This is a genomic window from Nitrosomonas sp. Nm34 (assembly GCF_900113925.1).
In the GTDB taxonomy this organism is placed as follows: Bacteria; Pseudomonadota; Gammaproteobacteria; order Burkholderiales; family Nitrosomonadaceae; genus Nitrosomonas.
Genome location: NZ_FORD01000021.1, coordinates 36,893 through 57,059 on the forward strand (window position 1 = coordinate 36,893; position 20,167 = coordinate 57,059).

General features: G+C 38.3%; 11 protein-coding genes. 9 read left to right on the top strand and 2 right to left on the bottom strand.

Going from position 1 to position 20,167, the window contains the following annotated elements:
* Positions 1-59: 59 nt before the first annotated feature.
* Positions 60-3,653 carry a tetratricopeptide repeat protein gene (locus tag BM283_RS09965; protein WP_090692580.1) on the bottom strand — a complete coding sequence of 1,198 codons (3,594 nt, stop codon included), beginning with the start codon at positions 3,651-3,653 and terminating at the stop codon, positions 60-62.
* A 1,351-nt stretch (positions 3,654-5,004) separates the two neighbouring features.
* Here BM283_RS09965 and BM283_RS09970 point away from each other — a divergent pair.
* The 9 genes from BM283_RS09970 to BM283_RS10010 all read left to right on the top strand — a co-directional run bounded on the left by BM283_RS09970 (position 5,005) and on the right by BM283_RS10010 (position 19,934).
* A complete protein-coding gene (locus BM283_RS09970) occupies positions 5,005-5,568 on the top strand; it encodes a hypothetical protein (protein WP_090692582.1) in 564 nt (187 codons plus the stop codon).
* Between the two features lie 879 nt (positions 5,569-6,447).
* A complete protein-coding gene (locus tag BM283_RS09975; protein ID WP_139225242.1) occupies positions 6,448-7,830 on the top strand; it encodes a hypothetical protein in 1,383 nt (460 codons plus the stop codon).
* Positions 7,831-7,839: 9 nt separating this feature from the next.
* On the top strand, positions 7,840-8,850 hold the full coding sequence (locus BM283_RS09980) for a tetratricopeptide repeat protein (RefSeq protein WP_139225243.1): 1,011 nt from the start codon (positions 7,840-7,842) through the stop codon (positions 8,848-8,850).
* Complete coding sequence (gene pelF, locus BM283_RS09985; protein WP_254776319.1) at positions 8,832-10,361, top strand: GT4 family glycosyltransferase PelF; 1,530 nt, start codon at positions 8,832-8,834, stop codon at positions 10,359-10,361. The genes BM283_RS09980 and pelF overlap by 19 nt, the downstream gene beginning before the upstream one ends.
* A complete protein-coding gene (gene pelG, locus BM283_RS09990; RefSeq protein ID WP_090692589.1) occupies positions 10,361-11,743 on the top strand; it encodes an exopolysaccharide Pel transporter PelG in 1,383 nt (460 codons plus the stop codon). The genes pelF and pelG overlap by 1 nt, the downstream gene beginning before the upstream one ends.
* 149 nt (positions 11,744-11,892) lie before the next feature.
* Positions 11,893-12,717 carry an endo alpha-1,4 polygalactosaminidase gene (locus BM283_RS09995; protein WP_175492095.1) on the top strand — a complete coding sequence of 275 codons (825 nt, stop codon included), beginning with the start codon at positions 11,893-11,895 and terminating at the stop codon, positions 12,715-12,717.
* Between the two features lie 81 nt (positions 12,718-12,798).
* Positions 12,799-15,579, top strand: coding sequence for a bifunctional glycoside hydrolase/polysaccharide deacetylase family protein (locus BM283_RS10000; RefSeq protein WP_090692594.1), 2,781 nt, complete (start codon positions 12,799-12,801; stop codon positions 15,577-15,579).
* 1,779 nt (positions 15,580-17,358) lie between these two features.
* On the top strand, positions 17,359-19,485 hold the full coding sequence (locus BM283_RS10005; protein WP_090692595.1) for an Agd3-related carbohydrate deacetylase: 2,127 nt from the start codon (positions 17,359-17,361) through the stop codon (positions 19,483-19,485).
* Between the two features lie 56 nt (positions 19,486-19,541).
* Positions 19,542-19,934 carry a hypothetical protein gene (locus tag BM283_RS10010; RefSeq protein ID WP_090692599.1) on the top strand — a complete coding sequence of 131 codons (393 nt, stop codon included), beginning with the start codon at positions 19,542-19,544 and terminating at the stop codon, positions 19,932-19,934.
* 49 nt (positions 19,935-19,983) lie between these two features.
* Here BM283_RS10010 and BM283_RS19450 read toward each other — a convergent pair.
* The coding region (locus BM283_RS19450) for a hypothetical protein (RefSeq protein ID WP_217646497.1) at positions 19,984-20,167 on the bottom strand (184 nt) is incomplete at its 5' end.

The window sequence follows — 20,167 nt, forward strand, 5'->3', positions numbered from 1 at the left end:
GAAAAAACTGGGAATTGAATGAAGAGCCGGTCCAATTTTTAAGTCAAGTTCACCAAGGCTTAGAAGCGAATAGAGTATTGAAGGCCAACTCCCTTAAAAGCTTGATCAGTCTTACCCCCTTGAATATTACTATAAAATGCTCCAACACTAAGTGTATCTCGGCCAAATAATGAAGTCCCCATAGCTAGCCGGCCGTTATACCCAAAAACATCATTGGGCCATACCCATCCTGCCCAAGCATCTGCAAGAATAAAAGGTCGTCTCAATACACCTTGATCGGATCCTCCATAGCGAAAAGCCGTTCCTGCACCCATCGTACCGAATTTTTGTGTGATGAGTGTTTCCACATTCGCTACAGATGCTCCTAATAACCCATTCAATTCAGAAGGGAGTATTCCTACTAAGTCATTGCTTTCCCATGTACCTTGTAATCTAACTTGCCAATCTTGAATGCCCGTAAGTAGAGATTTTCCCAGAATTCCTTGCAACTTATAGCCTGTACCGAGAGTACCTCTTTCTCTCGTCAGATAACGATGACCATCAATATCCAAACTCATAAATGAGTTTGATGGTAATTGCGTTGTAACATTGAATAAAAGGATATCTTTTGCTCCAAGCGCTCGTAATGGCCCTGTTTCAAACGGTATTTCATTCACTCCAACACGCAAGCTTGTTTTCACTTTATTGGTTATATCTTTGTTGACTCTAGCTGCGCCATAAACTAGAGAGGCATCTTCTCTGAGATTGCCACCCAGATTGAACTGGAGCATTCCTTCTTTAAAAGGATGTTTATATTCTGTACTAAGATCAACTTCAGTATCAGCAGGTAACCTGATGTTGGGATCTGTAGAATTCAAATACGTATTCTTCAGTTCCATGCCAAGTACCCCTTCTAATAGGGGAGTATTAAAACGCGCTCGACCTTCGATAAAATCTATAGCACCAAGACTTCTAAAATCAACATTGCCTATTATCTGCCTGCTTGATTTCACCGCCAATTCATCTCTGGTATGAAAAAGATATGATTGCAACACAGGTGATTGGTCTTTATTTTCCTCGAGAAGGTCATAAGTTAATGCTAAGGCCTCTTTATTTCTATCTAAACGTTTAAGCACTTCCATTTTGCTGATTTTCGTAAGCTTATCGCTTTCTTTTTCAAGAATATGCTCAGCAGCAGCAAGATTGTTTTCCGCCAAAGCTAAGATAAGACGTTGCCAACTTGGTGTTTCTTGCCTGGCAATATGTTCTTGTAGCAGCCAATGCCGAGCAGCAGAATAATTCTTCTGAGACAAATATGCAGCAACAAGAAGCTCTTGAACAAGGGAATCATCGTATCCTTTTTCAAGAAATTTTTTCAAAATAGACACTTCAGCATTTGCGCCTTCCATTTTCTGCACTAAAGCTAAATATTCAGTACGTAAAATATCCTTAATCCTTGTGCCTGGTTCATTGTCAATTTTGTTAAAACGAGATCTTAAGTTAAACAAAACATGTTTCCGCAGGTGCCAGGCTTTGTCTGCATACCCAGCCTGGCTCAAGACATCTGCATAGGTAAGCTGCCACAGATAATCATCAGGGCTGATTTGTGACTTGCGCTCAAGCCAAGACAAAGCTTTTTTGTGCTGACCAATTTTAGCTAAAGCTACTCCATAACTGCCCCATAACAATGGATTTTCCAACGCTTCTGATTGCCACCTTTTAAGGTAAGATCTAAGTGATTTTCTGTCATTTTGCTCAATAAGACTCCATAAAATGCCTTCTTTGGCAACAACAGAAGCGGGATTAATTGTCAATGCTTGTTGATAGTGCTTTATAGCTATTTTGGGATTGTTCTCATGAATATCTAACTGAGCACGCAATAGCCAATACATTTCTGAATCCTGGAATTTCGATTCATTACTTATTGCTATTTGTAAGAGTTGCTTCAGTTGAGCTGACAAACCGGCCTCATTAGCAATATCCATAGAAAGCAGTAGCCAGCGAGGTTCATTGAAACGATCATAGGCTTCTTCACCAAGTGCAATAGCTTCTTCTGCTTTACCTGTATCTCGTAATCTTTGAATTAATCGTTCTGCAACAAGTGTATTAGCTTTTTTCGTTTTCCAAAGAATGTTATAAGCTGAAAATGAATCCTCAGGTCGTTCTAACGCCCAGGAAAGCTCGCCAAAAATCTGCCAGTAATAAGAATCTTTATCTGATGCATTATCTTGATTTGATAACAATAGCGAAAATGCCTTCTCAGATTGGCCATTCTTCCACAATAATTTAGCTTGATGGGCCACAGCATCTGATAGACGATTGAATAGTGATCCAATAGTTTGCCACGTTGCTATGGCCTCGCCTATTTGTCCCGCATTTTCTTGTGCTTTAGCCAATGCTTCCCATACCTGGATATTTTCCGGATAACGCTTTAAATAGGACTTCAAGAAATTAATTTGGTCAGATATATTGCCTGCCTCATTAAAAGCAAACAATAAATTTTCTATTTCTTCATCGGTTAGTTCGCGCATACTTGCTCGTTGCTCTAGCATTTCTATGGTGATATTGAAAAAATAGAGCGCTTTTGAAAGATCAATTGAATTGATCATTGCTGCATCATCTTGTCTATTTCTAGCTAACCATAACCAGGCTTTTAATGCTAACCCCGGTTTATCCGCCCATTCTGCAATACGAGCTAGACTTTCATAAGCTTCATCATCATCTGGATCAATTTCTGTTAACCGCTGAGCTAAGTCCAGAGCTGGCTGAATTTCTCCAACGGCAAGAGCACGATCCATTTGTTTTTTAATCTGCTCTGGATCGTCAGGGTCTAATGCCAAACGCAAGATCCCCAATTCATAGGCATTTTGGGGATTCTTGTTAGCCATATAAAGAGTGATTATTTCATCAAGAAGTGCTGGGTCTTTTGGGAACTTCTGCTGATAGGTGCGAAAATATTCCGCAGCCAGGTTGCTATCACCAACTGCTCGTAATGCTTGAAGCGCTAGAAGCGCAAATTTTTTGGCTTCGACTATATCTTCCGATAATTCATAGCATTTATGATATGCTTCTGCTACTTTATAATGTAAGCCAGATGCGAGATACCATCTCGCTGACTCATTTAATTTCTCAATTCTTTCGGTAGGATTGAGAATCATGGTGGACCATTGGTCATACAAATTTGCAGCAATAACTGGCTGATTAAGCTCCAGGCTAAGCTTAATAACTTTAGAAATTAAAGTTACTGGGATCGGATTTTTACTAATATCAGTGATAATGTTTTGTAGTTTAGTTAGCTCTGTTTTCCGATTTGGGTCTTCTGCCACTAATGAGAAATATTTCCTTAAATCAATTTCTAGCATTAAAAGTTTGGCTTCTAACGCTATAGGACTATTTTCTCCTTTTAATGATTCTAACTCTAAGTGAGCCTTATCGTCTTCTCCTAAATTAATATAGTGGCGGGCAAGTTCAAGACGTAGACCAGCGTTATCAGGATTGATATTCAAAAGAAGCTTTAAATATTGTACTGAAATACTGTCGGGTTTGACTAATTGCAGAAATTCTTTTAATCGCTCCTCTTTATAAACATAAAAGAAAAGCGAGAAAATAATAGCTAATGTGATGGTAAATATAACTATCGCTCTTTTAGAATTATCTGGCAATTTTTGATTCATAGTCTTAAGAACCGCAATTGAACAAGATATAGCGAATAGAGAATCGGAGATAAAACCGGGTATATTGATGCTGTGGAAATGGCTCCAATAACGATAAGTAATAATGCATCCATGCTGAGGTTGACAAACGATATGTCATATAACGGAATCATAATTGGGATTAACGAAAAGATTTCGAAAATGTCTCTATATGTCATAAGTTTGACTTCTTAAGCAAGGACTCTATTACAATTTTTAGATTTTTTTAAAATTATGTGCCTCAATAACTAAAACCAGTAATATTCACAAACCTTACGCAATTTATTTTCATTAATTAATATAATTAGCCAGCCATAACTGGTTACCGAAAATTTTAGAAATTAATATTAAACAATAAATTATGCATTTTGCATTTTATTGATCCATTATCGTAAAAAAAGTTTCACACATATCTGTTGAAAAGCTAAAAGTTTTATAGCATTGGCTGTACTGAAAGAGTTGTTTTAAGAATTAAGAATCTTGCAATAACATTGAATGTAGCTACACGATTAACGTATGTAGTGCTCAGGATTCCAAGCCGTATTTGTTCCTTTCAGGGCTATAACCTAGTTTGTGCAATGGGAACTTAATCAGCAATTGAGAATGATCATAGATTATGCAATATTTAAGGAATCCGTATACTAATTCTATGGTGACCTGACCGTACAAATGGCAAATAGAGGAAATAATAGAAACGCTATGGGATGGTTTATGGCCATTGAGGTTACGGTAAAGAGTGTGCAAGTGTAAATACATTCTTAGCTCCCCAGCTAGTAGTTTACAGCTATAAAACTCCACTTGAGCCTTGCTTTTTAAAAAGTGGAATTCACCTTGTTAATGATAAGAACTAGGTAAGTGATGCAAAACTGTGCCTCAAATCTCATTCATAGTTTTTATCTGGTTTTTTAGAATAAATTTTCCTGAAAATTTGTGCTTAAAATAATCAATGTTACTTGCGAAGCAAGGGATACAACATAAATAATACTCCAATAAAACGCTTATTGAAGTACCATTAAACATATTTTGTTTAAATTGCTTATTTACAATTCTTTTATTAATTTTTGTCTAGTACTTTCTCTTAATTTCTAGATTGATTAATAATGATAGTATTTATTACTATGTAATAAATATATTAGCAAGCGATGTGTTTGAGCAACTGGCGCTATACGATGCTAATATATGCAGACTTAAAATCTTGAGTTTAAAAATTTATTTCGATCAAAATATTTTTACATGATTTTCAAGCCTTCCAAATCTTATTTCCCAAGAATTTACGATTAGCCGGACAGTAGTAAAGGAATTATTAAACTAACAACCGAAAAAGGAGAAGTTTATGTTGATTGGCAGCAAAAAAATTCTACGATTTGCTCATCTAAAATTTAGATTTTTCTTTTTGATTATATCGCTTAATTTGTTAATAGCATGTTCGGTAATCGATATACAAAAAAGTGTTCCACTTTCTTCTTCTGAACGTTGGTTAATTTTACCTTTTCAAAATTATTCGCAGACACCACGCGCAGGTGAACAAGTTGAAGAAATACTGTCTACTTTGCTTAGAATTCGAGGTATCCCAAATATAGAAATGTATCAACTAAATGATGATGATAAGAATGACTGGGCCGAATTTAATGACCGCAAACGCCAGGAAAAGGCCGTGTCACTTGCGACCAAAGAGAATGTTTCTTATGCCGTTACAGGTAGCGTTGATGAATGGCAATATAAGCTTGGTGTTGGCAGTGAACCAGTGGTTGGTCTGACCATCAGAATTATAGAGCTTTCTTCTGGCAAAGTTATTTGGTCTGCAAGTGGCGCGCGATCTGGGTGGAGTACGGAATCACTAAGCGGCACTGCACAAAAATTAATCAAGCATTTGATCTCCGACCTTAGCATTACTTGAGTAAAGAACCTTGTGTGTAATCACATTTTTTTGAGGGCCTTCCCTTTCCTCAGGAATTTGATAATTACTATTTTAAACTAGCTATACCAATATCATACTATTGATGTGGTGTAATTGAAGGCTTTATGCTTGTGTGAGTCGTATAGATTGTGCTGGAAGACTCGATTCTTATGTTTGTGAAGTCATCTCCTTCGCTCTACATATTAGAGTATGGCGATGACATTATCGTTGCAGTTCTGTATAGCATTATATGTTGATGAGTTAGAGGTATTGTTCGAACTTTTGCATAAAGCTGATTTTAGGTAGTTTGTCAATGCGAGACCATGATTAAACTCCCGCAGGCTGATCCATGGCTACATCTTTAACGATTTATGAATTTTTCTGACTGATTATTGCCATTGACAAAATTTTGTCATAGCTGGCCGAGTTAATGTGCTTATCTTTAGGGTCATTGAGGAGTCAGTGCAGCTATTGTTTAGAAAATTCTGCTGTTGGCAGTTCTGTGGTCTTTGTGGCAAGATACATCGGCGCTTTACTAGTTAGAATCGTCAAGCTGACCAATTTTATACCGAGATAGAGCTCATGGCGGTTTATCTATTAGAATAATTACTTAATTCTTAGGATTCAGGATTCCGAAATTTTATTTGAAGATTTGGAAGATTTTCTAATGTGGTAGAAATTGAAAAGTCGAATCAGCTCGATTGACGATATGATGAGCTAAATTCTTGAAGAGATATGCTGAGATTGTCAAATGTATCATCTGCTGGTGTCATGCTTTTAAAGTATGACAGGTTTTTTGGAGATCTGATAGCAGTAAGCAAAAGGGTTTTATATCAAATCTAATTTTTAAATTTAATTAATAATTTTTATATTCAACAATTGAATAAGTCGATACTACCAGTAAAAGGAGAAATAACTAAATGGATAGAGTCCCTTATTATTACGATATTACTTCCTGTAATCGGCTATGCCATTAATTCTTTAGATCCTTTTTTTGTAAATTATCATTTTCCCTGGTTGATTCTAGCTCCTTTATTAATCGCTCTTCGACATGGGCTTGCTTATGGGATAGTAGCTACTACAGTGCTTGTAGGGATAGTTACGATGGGCTTTTTATTTGATTGGCAAGAGGTTCCTTTTTTTCCAAAAGAAATGATAGTTGGTTTATTGCTGGTCACAATAATTTCAGCTGAATTTCATGAAAGTTGGATTCGTAAAATAAAATACTTAGAGAGCAAATATAATCATATTAACGCGAGAATGGATAAGTTTACTCGCGAATATCACCTTCTCAAAGGATCACATCGTCAGCTAGAGTTACATGTGGCAAGTCAGGCAAAAAGTTTACGTTCTTTCTTGCATGATTTAGAGCGACATATTTTATCTTTAGAGAAAAATGAAGGTGAACCTCTAAAGGGTATCGGTGCAAGTATTCTTAAACTTTTTAGTGACTTTGCGAGTGTGCAAATAGCTGCAATATACGCGATAACAGATGATGAGCGAAAAGAAATTAATCCTGAGCCTGTGGCTTATTTAGGGCATGCACCACCTTTATTAATTTCAGATCCCTTAGTAAAAGAAGCCCTAAAAACAGGGCTTGTTGCGAGTATTAAATTAGAAAATGAAAATGCGATGGATACTCCTGAAACACTTGTCGCTATTCCTTTAATTGACGTTTATCAGAAAATCTGGGGATTGGTTGTTGTGAATGAGATGCCGCTATTTGCATTGCAGGAAAGTACCATGGATTTATTTGCTGTACTAGGGGGAAGTATCGGTGATCTGGTAAAGCGGCGTGCAGAGGCCTATAGTTATATAGATGATAAAGGAAAAGATGTTGAACTTAAATTGCGACGTGTTTTAAATGAAATTAAACTTTTAAAGACATCTGCTATGTTGATTGGCGCAATTATCGACTCTGAAGAAGTGCAAAATAAATATCTGACTAGATTTCAAGCTAATTTGCGAGGGGTCGATAAAATTTGGATTTTCAATGAAGAACAAAATTATAAAACTTATCTGATCCTACTGCCTTATACGGATGAAAATGGTGCTAATGAGTTCTTAAACCGTATTGGATTATCAGAATTATTAGCTAAAAAAGTTTGCAATGAGTCCAATACTAAAGACACTGGCTATCATGACAGTGAAGTTAGTCTCAATATATGGAGCTTAAATAATAAAACTTCACTAAAAAAATTAGTATCAGAAATTTATCAATTTTATAAGAAAAGAACGGCTTATTTTGATATTCAAAGATAAGAAATAAGAATGCGATTATTTCTAATTCTGTGTAATTCAATTCTACTTGTTCTAGCATTAGGATTAGAAATATACGGCTTTAAGTTAATTCTAAATGAATCTTTATCTGAACAAATTTTAATAACATCTCTCTTTCTTCATTTTATTGCGAGTATCATAGCTGCCTGTATTTTTCCAACAATAATGGCATCTAATCGAAAACAACCTCAGTTGAAGATCAATATTTTCTTTTTTGTGGTTGTTTTTTATTTGCCGCTGTTAGGATTAGTAGGATTAACCTTGGCAATACCATTCATCATTCGTCATTCTCCTAAATCCCAAAAAACCAATTTTGTTGTGAGCTTAAGTAAAATCAGGAATCTTCCTGATATACCGGCGCAGGCTATAGATGATAATTTTGCAAGCTTACATAGTTTGTATCGGTCCAGAAATCCTGATAAAAGACTTAAGGCGATATATGCTTCATTAAAAATAAAGGATCAGGATGCCATTCCACTTTTGCGTATGGCACTGAGTGATCCAGTTGATGATATCAGGTTGCTTGCTTACGCTTTATTGGACAGAAAAGAGCATGGGATCAGCGAACGAATTAAGCATTCGAAGCAAAAACTTGAAAAAATAGAAAACTCAAGAAATAAACGCTTGTATCGTCAGATTGCAAATGACTATTGGGAATTAGCAAATCTTGGTCTAACTCAAGGAGAAGCACGAAATTATGTGCTCAATATGGCCTGCAAATATATTGAACTGGGTCTTAAATATTACCCCCAAGATGTGGGATTATGCTTCCAGTATGCACAAATCTTGCTGAAGCTGGGAAATTTTGAGCGTGCATATGAACAATTTAAAAAAGCTGAGAGTCTGGGAATGGAGCATAAAAAGTTACTGATTTACTATGCAGAGATTGCTTTTCATAGACATCAATACCACAAAGTAAAGCAATTAATGGCAGAGATAGATTATCCAGCAGCTTATCCTCAATTAACATCGGTAGTACAATTTTGGCAGAAAAGAAACTAATACAAAAAAAACAAAAGCATGCAGATATTACTCTCTTGCTAGAGGGCACTTATCCTTTTATTAGGGGAGGAGTTTCAGGCTGGGTACACCAATTAATAGAAGGACTTCCGCAGTACACATTTGCATTGGTTTTTCTGGGATCGAAGGAAAAAGATTATACCGATCCGAAATATGCCGTACCTAGTAATGTAGTTCATCTGGAATGCCATTACTTGTGGGACCCTTTTTCATTCTCTAAGCCAAAAGCCTGTAACGGTAATGATGAGTATATTCAGAGCTCAAGCAAGCTCCACGATTGGTTTCGCAATCCTTGTTCAAGCTTCGATGAAGCACTAGTTAGTAAAATTTTGGTTTCTTTAGGACAACCGTCTGGCTTTACTGTGGAGGAGTTTTTTTATAGCGTAGCGGCATGGGAGCAGATCTGTAAGCAATATAATGAAAATAATGCAGACAATTCATTCATAGATTACATATGGGCCATTAAATCCATGCATGCTCCGTTATTTAAGATTGCCAACATTGCTCACCAATTTGCGCTTAGTACAGGAACTTTTCATACTGTGTCTACAGGTTTTGCAGGTTTGTTAGGAGTATTATTGCATTATTTAACCCACCGACCGTTAATACTAACGGAACATGGTATTTACACAAAAGAAAGAAAAATAGATTTGCAGTCTCTTTTTATCAAGGAGCATCGTGATTTATTAAGTGATGCTTATCATATGGGTATGCAATATCAGGAACTATTATGGCTAAGATATTTTGAATCATTGGGACGGCTTATTTATAAAGCATCGAACCCTATTATTAGTCTTTATGAGAAAAATAGAGAACGGCAGATTACTGATGGTGCAGATCGCGACCGTACAAAGGTTATACCAAACGGAATGGAAATCGAGCGTTTTCTTACTCTACGCGCGCAACGACCAGAAAAAATTCCTCTCGTGATTGGGTTGCTGGGAAGGATAGTCCCTATAAAAGATATTAAAACTTTTATTCGGGCCATGCGTACGGTGGTTACTCAATTACCTGAAGCTGAAGGTTGGCTGATTGGTCCAGATGATGAAGATAAAGAGTACGCACAAGAATGTAGGGATTTAGTGCTGGAGCTGGAATTGGAAAAAAACGTACATTTTTTAGGATTCCAAAAAATAAGCGATGTGCTTCCTCGTCTAGGATTGTTGGTATTGTCATCAATCAGTGAAGCTTTTCCACTAGTATTACTTGAGGCCTATGCAAGCGGTTTACCAGTTGTGACAACTGATGTGGGTTGCTGTCGGGAAATCATCGAAGGCAGTAGCGACGAAGACCGTGCTTTGGGATGCGCTGGAATAGTAGTTCCCATCGCTAATCCAGAAGCCATTGCAGAAGCAATTATTACACTGCTGACCGATGAAAATCGGTGGTATTCAGCACAAAGAGCTGGCATTCAACGAGTTGAGAGCTATTATACGCAGTCTAGAATGTTAGACGGCTATAAAACAATTTATGATCAGGCATTGATACAATAATGGCAGGCATTGGGTTCAGATTACGTGAACTGATGAGGGCAGATACTCTATCTGGAGTACTGTTAGCGTATAGTTTTGCCGGAATTATTGGTTCTGGCCCATGGGTATTATCGATCGTTGGAATACTATTAATTGGTTTCATCAGCACAGATAGCTCCTCTGTCCCTTATTTTGTAGGACAGTTCCAGATATCTGTAACTTATCTGATGGCGATATCTTTAATTCTGACTGGTCCATTACAGTTAATCATCACGCGTTTTATTGCTGACAGGGTATATGAAAAGCATGAGGAACTAGTTCTGCCAAACCTGATTGGTGCCATATGTCTTGTAATCACTGTAATCGGAACACTTGCAAGCTTGTGTTTAATTTACTTCTTTGCTGGTTCTGTATTGTATCGCTTATTAATGTTAAGTGGTTTGATAATTCTTTCTACTATCTGGATAGTAGTGATCATTTTATCGGGACTCAAGGCATATCGTGAAATTTTGTTAGCATTTCTGTTAGGTTATGGGATAACGGTATGGGCTTCTAAAGAATTGGGTAAGTTTGGACTGGAAGGCTTGCTTTCTGGGTTTGTTGTAGGACAAGGCATCTTATTATTTATGCTTATGGTTGTAGTTTTTAACTCCTATTCTAGTAATAAACTGATTGCTTTTGATTTTTTGCGACGAAACCAGATATTTCCAAGCTTGGCAATTACTGGCTTACTTTATAACGTAGCTATTTGGGCTGATAAGTTTATTTTCTGGTTCAATCCTCAAACAAGTACTTCGATCATTTTTCCTTTAAGAGGATCGGAGCTTTATGATCTTCCAATATTTCTTGCTTATTTATCAATCATACCCGGGATGGCCGTATTTTTATTGCGAATAGAAACAGATTTTGTAGAAAAATATACAAAGTTTTATGGTGCTATTAATGGCGGTGCTTCCTTAAGGCTTATTTTAGAAATCTATGAAGAAATGGTTGCAACCATTCGAAGAGGATTTTTCGAAATCATTAAAGTGCAGGGAATGACTATCGTTATCCTGTTGGCTTTAGGAGATAAATTACTAATATGGGTAGGGATATCACCTTTTTATAAAGTATTGTTAAATATTGATTTGATTGCGGTCGGAATACAAGTATTACTGCTGGCCGTTCTCAATTTATTGTTTTATTTTGATTATCGTAAAGATGCACTCTATCTCTGTTTTTTATTTCTAGCCTCAAATATTATATTGACGTTTCTGAGCCAATATCTGGGCCCTGTATTTTATGGTTATGGATTTGCCTTATCCGTTGCGTTAACAACAGTAGTTGGAATGGTCATCGTCTCAAAAAGACTTAACCTGTTAGTGTATGAGACATTTATGCTACATTATAAATCTGGAGATTAAAAAATTAATTATAAATACCATTAAAAGGTAAGTTTTTCGATTTTGCTGAAGGTCATCAGCTTAATGCTTATTTCGTGGGAAAGAGAAAAAATGAAATTAATCTTCTTGAACTATCGAGCAGTTGTATTACTTAATCAAGCATGGTTTTATTGAGCATCTGCTTGCCCCTACAGGTAAACCAGAGTATCGCATTTTTCTATGGTCGGCCTGTTCCGGTGAATTTACTTTCACATTATAAGCAAGTGGTGGTGGAGCCAGATAATATGGATAATCTGGATGATCTCCATGCTAAAGGAACAAACGTATTTGCCTATATAAGTATAGGAGAAATCCATCCGACACGCTCTTGGTATTCAGAAATTCCGCAATCCTGGATTCTGGGAAGTAATGAAAAATGGGGGAGTCGTATTATTGACTTAACCCAACAAGGATGGCATGACTATCTGATTAATAAATATTTAAGTAAGCTGTGGAAAGAAGGATATCGCGGCTTTTTTCTCGATACAATGGATAGCTATCAAAGTGCTGTCCATGATGCTGATGGTCGAGTGCTTCAGGAAAAAGCATTGGCAAGCCTCATTAGCCGTATTCATCAACATTTCCCAGGGGTTAAACTTATTTTTAACCGTGGATTTGAGGTTTTACCGGAAGTGGGTCGATATGCTGTCGCGCTGGCTGCAGAATCACTATTCGAAGGCTGGGACCCAGCTAAACAAGAATATACCGAAGTTAAAGAAGCAGATCGTCACTGGTTGCTGGAGAAGCTCAGGCAGATACGAGATCAATATGGATTACAGATAATTGTTATCGATTATGTTGACCCAAAGCAGAGAGAATTGGCGCGCAAGACTGCTAAACGAATATCTTACTTGGGTTTTACACCTTGGGTGGCCACTCCAAGACTCGATATTCTTGGTGTCGGATTATCGGAAATTTTTCCCCGCACCATCATAAAATCGGAAATTAAAAATTAATTTAACCCATCTAAGAGGCAAGTTTCTCGGTTTTGCTGAAGGTAGTTGGCTTCGTGCTTATCTCATGGAAAAGAGGAAAATATGAAATTAATCTTCTTGAACTATCGAGCAGTTGTACTCCTTATTCATAGCATAATTTTATTAAGTATCTGCTTGCCCCTGCATGCAAACCAGAGTATCGCATTTTTCTATGGTCGGCCTGTTCCGGTAAATTTACTTTCACATTATAAGCAAGTGGTGGTGGAGCCAGATAATATGGATAATCTGGATGATCTCCATGCTAAAGGAACAAACGTATTTGCCTATATAAGTATAGGAGAAATCCATCCGACACGCTCTTGGTATTCAGAAATTCCGCAATCCTGGATTCTGGGAAGTAATGAAAAATGGGGGAGTCGTATTATTGACTTAACCCAACAAGGATGGCATGACTATCTGATTAATAAATATTTAAGTAAGCTGTGGAAAGAAGGATATCGCGGCTTTTTTCTCGATACAATGGATAGCTATCAAAGTGCTGTCCATGATGCTGATGGTCGAGTGCTTCAGGAAAAAGCATTGGCAAGCCTCATTAGCCGTATTCATCAACATTTCCCAGGGGTTAAACTTATTTTTAACCGTGGATTTGAGGTTTTACCGGAAGTGGGTCGATATGCTGTCGCGTTGGCTGCAGAATCACTATTTGAAGGTTGGGATCCAGCTAAACAAGATTATACCGAGGTTAAAGAAGCAGATCGTCATTGGTTGTTGGATAAGCTAAGGCAGACACGAGATCAATATGGATTACAGATAATTGTTATCGATTATGTTGATCCAAAGCAGAGAGAATTGGCGCGCAAGACTGCTAAACGAATATCTGACTTGGGTTTTACCCCTTGGGTGGCCACTCCAAGACTTGATATTCTTGGTGTCGGATTGTCGGAAATATTTTCCAGACGAATTTTAGCGCTTTATGATGGGCAAGAGTATCCAGAAGGATTGCAGCAAACTGATGTGCATAAATTACTTGCCATGCCACTAGAATATATGGGTTATACAATTGATTATTTAGATGTAAACAGTGGATTACCCACTCAATCACTGATAGGACAATATGCTGGGATCGTCACCTGGTTCAACAACGATAATTTAAGAGGGCCAATAAATTATAGAGATTGGCTATTAAGCCAAATAGATTCTGGCATAAAGATTGCTATTCTGGGTAATCTAGGTTTTAAAGCTAATCATACTTTTTTGCAGCATTTTCAGGTCAAATTAAGTCAGTCAGCAATAAAAGAGCCGCTCAAAATTGAACGAAGCGATCAAATTATTGGTTATGAAGTGAAACCTCAGCCAAAAACACGCGGGTTTACCATCTGGCAAGCTTCAGGAAATATTGATACACATCTAAGTTTGATAGATCAAAATAAACAATCTTGGGTCGCTGTATTTACTGGACAGTGGGGCGGAGTTGCCTTCCATCCTTATGTAATTGAGACTGGCTATGAGGGGCGTCAGCGGTGGATTATCGACCCATTTAAATTTTTAACCAAGGCTCTCGACCTACCAGAAATACCTGTTCCTGATGTCACCACTGAGAATGGCAGACGCTTATTACTGGTACAAATTGATGGTGACGGATCCAGCAATAAAGCAGAGATACCGGGAACCCCCTTAACAATAAAAGTGATTCAGGATTATTTCTTAAAAAAATATAAATTGCCATCGACGGTTTCCATAATTGAAGGAGAAGCATCTAACGGTAACTCTACAGATAGGCTTACTGAAGTCGAGAAAGTGGCGCGAAACATTTTTGATCTAAATAATGTTGAGATCGCTAGCCATTCTTATAGTCATCCTTCAACATGGTTCCCAAAGAACAATATTGATGCGAGAGGTGATGATTTTAACTTTTCCATTCCTGATTATAAGTTTAGCTTGGAACGGGAAATCGCTGGATCGGTAAATTATATTAATAAAAAGCTGGCGTCTGAGAAAAAGCAAGTTCGTGTTTTTTTCTGGACTGGTGATGGGCTGGCAGATAAAGAAGCTTTAACTCTGACGCATTCGCTTGGATTGGAAAATATGAATGGCGGTGGTGCGACTATAAGCAAAGATGAAAAAACCATGACACGTGTGCCCCCTCTGGGCTATGCAATTGGCGATCAATTTCAGGTATATGCTCCCATTGCAAGTGAGCATGTTTTTACGAATAGCTGGCAAGGCCCTTTTTATGGATTTAATCGAGTCATTGAAACTATGCAGCTTACTGATAGCCCGCTGCGCCTGAAACCATTGCATATCCATTATCACTTTTATTCGGGAAGTAAGATAGCATCTATCAATGCGCTTCAATCCGTTTATGACTGGAGCATTAAACAGGAACCAAGAGCTATTTGGGTGAGTGAGTATGCTCAGAAGGTAAATGAATTTCGGAGTATTACTCTGTCCCGCAGAATCGATGGTACGTGGGATATCAGAGGACTCAATAAATTACGTACTTTACGTCTGCCGGTATCGCTAGGATGGCCAGATTTGGAAAATTCTGAAGGAATAATAGGCGTTCGGGACATTAAGCAGGGACGGTATGTGCATCTTTTACCTAATCATGGGCAAGCTCTATTGAATACAACTTCTGAGCTTCCTTCTTCCACCTATCTTTTACATAGCAACGGAGAGATCGGAAAGTGGCAAAAGACTGCGGAAGGCGCTAATTTACATGTACATGCTCATATGCCGCTAGAGTTAGTCATAGCGTCTTTAAAACGTAAATGCTATATTAATTGGAGAGATGGAAAGCTTGATGGACAGCAACAGAACCGGAGCTGGAAATTTGTTTTCCCTATAACCAAGCTGGAGAATGCCTCGCTTGTTTGCCATTAAAAGGTCTTTTCGATGTGTTATTCCATTTTTAATCAAAACTGATTTTGTTGGCTTCACCTTGCCGTATTCTTCTTCTGTCTGCGGCTCGTCTTCGCACCATTTTTGATTGGGAAATGAAATTAGACAGCGGGAAGAATTATCTTTAAATAAAAACTTAAATACAAGATGTTACAAATATTTCTGTAAGTTGGATCAATGGCAAATACAAAATATTTTTTATTCTAATTAATGCCATTCGGTGGAGTAGTATTGATTGGATGCAAGAGACCAATACTTAGCGAGAACATCAGGGATTGATATTGCTCTAACAGGATTTTGAAAAATTGATGTTTACAGTCTGGAATCTTTTTAATGATTGTATATATTAGTTTACTCTTTAGCTATTTTTTCAAAAAAAGCTGAAACCGCTCATTTTGGGGCAGTTTTTATTCAAGTAATTGAGATTTCTCACTTTTTAAACTTTACCTGCACATTTACGGCAGATATTTTGAGTATATACTCTTTATGAATATTGTCATCCAGTGATGGTTGTTTCCATTTTTTGTACCCACAAAACTTTTATGCGATGCTCTTACAGCCAGTGGTGTGCAATCCATGCTGAAATGTTGATCATTGCTAAGTTTCTAACATGATAGCGGTTCCATGCTCCAGCAACAAAATGTCCGGCCATTTTGTTACTCAACATATGACTAAAATTCTGGGTAAAGATCGTTTGCTCGTAAACCGATTCGTCTATGTCCAGTCCAACACATACTGGTAAATCACTGATACATAAAATTATATTCAATCTGCTCAACTAGTTGATGCCAAGCGCGAGTTTTATCTATCATAGCCAAACTCTTAATAACTGTTCTTGTGATATCGAAAGGTGGTTTTCTTTCGAGTTAATAATACGTGGATTTAAATTCGAAGTGTAACTTCTTAAGGCTGATTTGAGTTTTGAATAAGATTCTGTCGAAGAATTTTACATTTTGATTAGTCGGTATATTTAACAAATCAATATTTTTAATTTTATAGCATCATTTCTGCATTTATTTTCAATTTGGCTTTAGTGAGTGTGGGTATTCTTATTCGCTGCTCGACCGGTCAGTTCATCCTGCTCAACTTGGTTGCTCGCATTATGAGCATGCCCCTATTACAATATCATTTACACAAAGCATAAGACGCATCTGCTGCTTATACCGATGCATTAAATTTTGATTTTTTGTGCTTTCTTTTTACCTTGTTACTTCAAACTAACTTGGTGTCCAGCGAGCATCTTTTTGTACCAGATCGATAATATAATTTTCTTTCTTAAGCATGATAAATATATGTCGAATAATTTTACATTCCAACCCGGTATTATGTTTGTATTCATTTATAACATTATGATTATTCATTAACATTATAACTTGGCATGAATTCTGCGTTATATTAAGTGATGTTTATGCCTTTGTGATTTTTGGAGAGGATAAAAAATAATAAAAACTAGATAGATTATAAAAACTTCATAAAATGTTTATGTGAACTGAATTGTAAGTGAGAGAAGTCTACTTACAGAATTTTGTCGAAGAATTTTACACTTCGAACCGGCGCTATGTTTTTCAATATTTCCCTTTGTTTGTAACCTCATGATTATTGATTGATTCTATAATATGGCATGAATCATGCTCGCTACTTAATATAGTTTATTTTTATGATCTTGGAAGGTAATAATAATTACAGAAACTATATGGCTTGTAAAATTTCATAAGTTAGATTTTTTATGTGAGCAAAGTTGAGAGTGCGAGGAGAATGCTGATGAAAAAGAACTATGAAAAAGGAATTAATCTGCTTGTCTCAGTAGTAATGTGGTTAGCATTATTCATGGTACCGCCTGCCTTTGCCGATAATGCTGTCAATTTGAAGGTATTGGTCATTTCAACAGGAGACGAAACCCAGGATCTGGGGTTCAGCTACATCAAGCCTGTTCTTGATGAAATAGGTGTGCCTTATGACGTATTGAATGCTAGCACACAGGATTTAACTGCCGATATGCTTGCTTCTTTGAATGGCGTAGCTTGCAGCTCCCTGGATGAGGGTTGTGTGGGTAGCTACAACGGCATTATCCTGACGATCTCCGACTTGACTCCCAACTTTACGCCGGCAGAGTGGGACATTCTGCACAATTACGAAAAAGACTTTAAGGTCCGTGAAGCCGTCTTATCGGGTTGGCCGGCTACCTACTCTGACCCCAATGCGCCGTTCGGCATTTACCTGGATTACGGTCTGGTGTTTTCATCTAGTGGAGCGAGCTATATTGCGCAGTGGGCAATGCCTGCCACCTACCAAAAAGAAATATTTGAATCAGTAAATCAGGCAAATTTATTGCCGATTACTGATTTTGCCTTCGCCGCCGCCCCGCGAAATGATACTGTGGGTCCACGTGACGGCACTATCCCGAGTGTTATGCCACTGCTGCAAACTACCAATGGAGAAGCGCTGGTATCGATCGTTCAGTACCTGATGCCCAACCAGACAGCACCGGTGCGCGAGGTGATGATCTCGACCATCGCCAATGCCTCATTTCTCATTCATTCAAAAGTACTGGCTTACGAGTTTATCAACTGGGCAACGCAAGGGGTGTTCGTAGGAGCACGCCGCGTTTATATGGCCGCCCATTTGGATGATTTATTCCTTGGGGATGAGCTGTGGGATTCCAGCCTCAAGGCGTCTAATCCGTTGAACACCTATCGCTTGAATAGCGGCGATATTAGTAACCTTGTGAGCAAGCAGGCTGATTTTCGGGTTGACCATCCAACGGCTGGCGCTTTCAAGCTGGATTTCCCATTCAATGGATCCGAGGCCGTGGTTGATCCGACAGCAGCGACACTGGTTGCAAACTTATCAGAAGATTTGGTGGCGGCAGTGGTCGCCAACAAAGACGCGTTCCGTTACATCAACCACACTTTTACGCATGCAGACATGGATACTCCGCCCGTACCGGCGAATGCCCCATGTGATTATGAAACTTTTACTACTGTGGCACCTATCGAGGCAGAAATTACCAAGAACCGGACGGTGTGGGGACTTTTAGCTCTTCCTGAGCAAGCTGAAAACGACCGGATTCTGCTAACTGGCAACCACGCTGGCTTAAAAGATCGCAAGTGCACGGATGATCCTTTGCTGCATCCTGAATTGGCCAATGTTCAGGATGACGATGTGGCGTTTGATCGGGGTGGCGCCAATCCACTGTTGCTACAAGCTGCTGCTAATGTAGAAGTGCAATATCTGGCATCCGACTCATCGCAGCGAGCACAGAACGTTGAGCAGTACATTACTCAATACGATGATGGCAAGCCGACGGATCGCATTATGCTGCCGCGCTGGCCAACCAATGTGTTCGTGAATGTCATCAACCCGGATCAATTGGTTGATGAATATAATTATATTTTTCACGATCGGTTTGTCAATGCCGGCCAGGATCCCTGCACCATACCCGGGGCGATCTGCACTCCTCGGAATTATATAGAAATTCTCGCTGCTGAAGCTGACAACGCGGTACGCCATATGCTGAGCTTTAATAAATGGCCTCATTTTTTCCATCAAACAAATGCAGCCAATTATGCATACGGCAATACGCTGATATTTGACTGGTTAAACGCTGTCTTCACAGCCTACGAGCAATTATCTAATTTACCGGTCTTGAATTTGCCATACTGGCAAATTGGCGATAAGACAAAAAATAAGCTTGACGCTAAGACTGCAGTTATTCAAGCAAAGTGGGATCGAGCTACGAATCAAGTCACTTTATCGGCAGACAAAGCGGTGAATCTAGAGGTTACGGGGATTGCCGGTGGGGATTTATATGGTGGTCAATTTATCCAGGCAGTTGATGTAACCACGACACCAGCAGTGTTCATAGTAGATCGTGCGCTGACGCAGTAAGCAATTGTTATTTAGGTGATTTTATAGAAAAGGTTAACCATTAAGAGGATAATCAAATGAAACACTATATCCACTCATTGAGAACTGTCCTTGCTTTGCTGATTGTTACTATAGCTATGATGATAGGTACAGGGTTACCGATATCGGTCCATGCAGCCGAAGGACAAAAACCTGATAACCCGGGGAAATCTGAGGCGGCACCGGGACATAATAAAGATGAATCTGAAGAGCAAATAAATAAAATACGGAAAGAGGAAGAGCATAAATTAAAAAAAGGGAAGGGGATAAGAGAGGGGCGGGAACAGGGAGAGGAAAATTCTTTTTACCCTCAGCAGGCGAAATCACTGGCAGAGCGGCTTAGAGAATCGGCAGCTATTGTTGCTCAACAAGGCGGTAATGCTCAACCGCTTCTTGATGCGGCTGCTTATTTTGACAAGGAAGCTCAGTAACCGCTTTTTGTTCGATGAGCAGCTTAAATTTTCATCCCTGAATGATCATTTAATATATTGTTAGGGTCTGTTGACGTTTTAAGATAAGTATTTCATAGGTAGAAACAAACTCGTAATATTGGGGTTCCCATACCACCCACAAAACGAGTTTGCGATGCCCCGAATAATGCTCAATGATGAGTACTGGTCGAAGCTGGAGAAGATTCTGCTTCAAGAATCGATTTATAACAAGC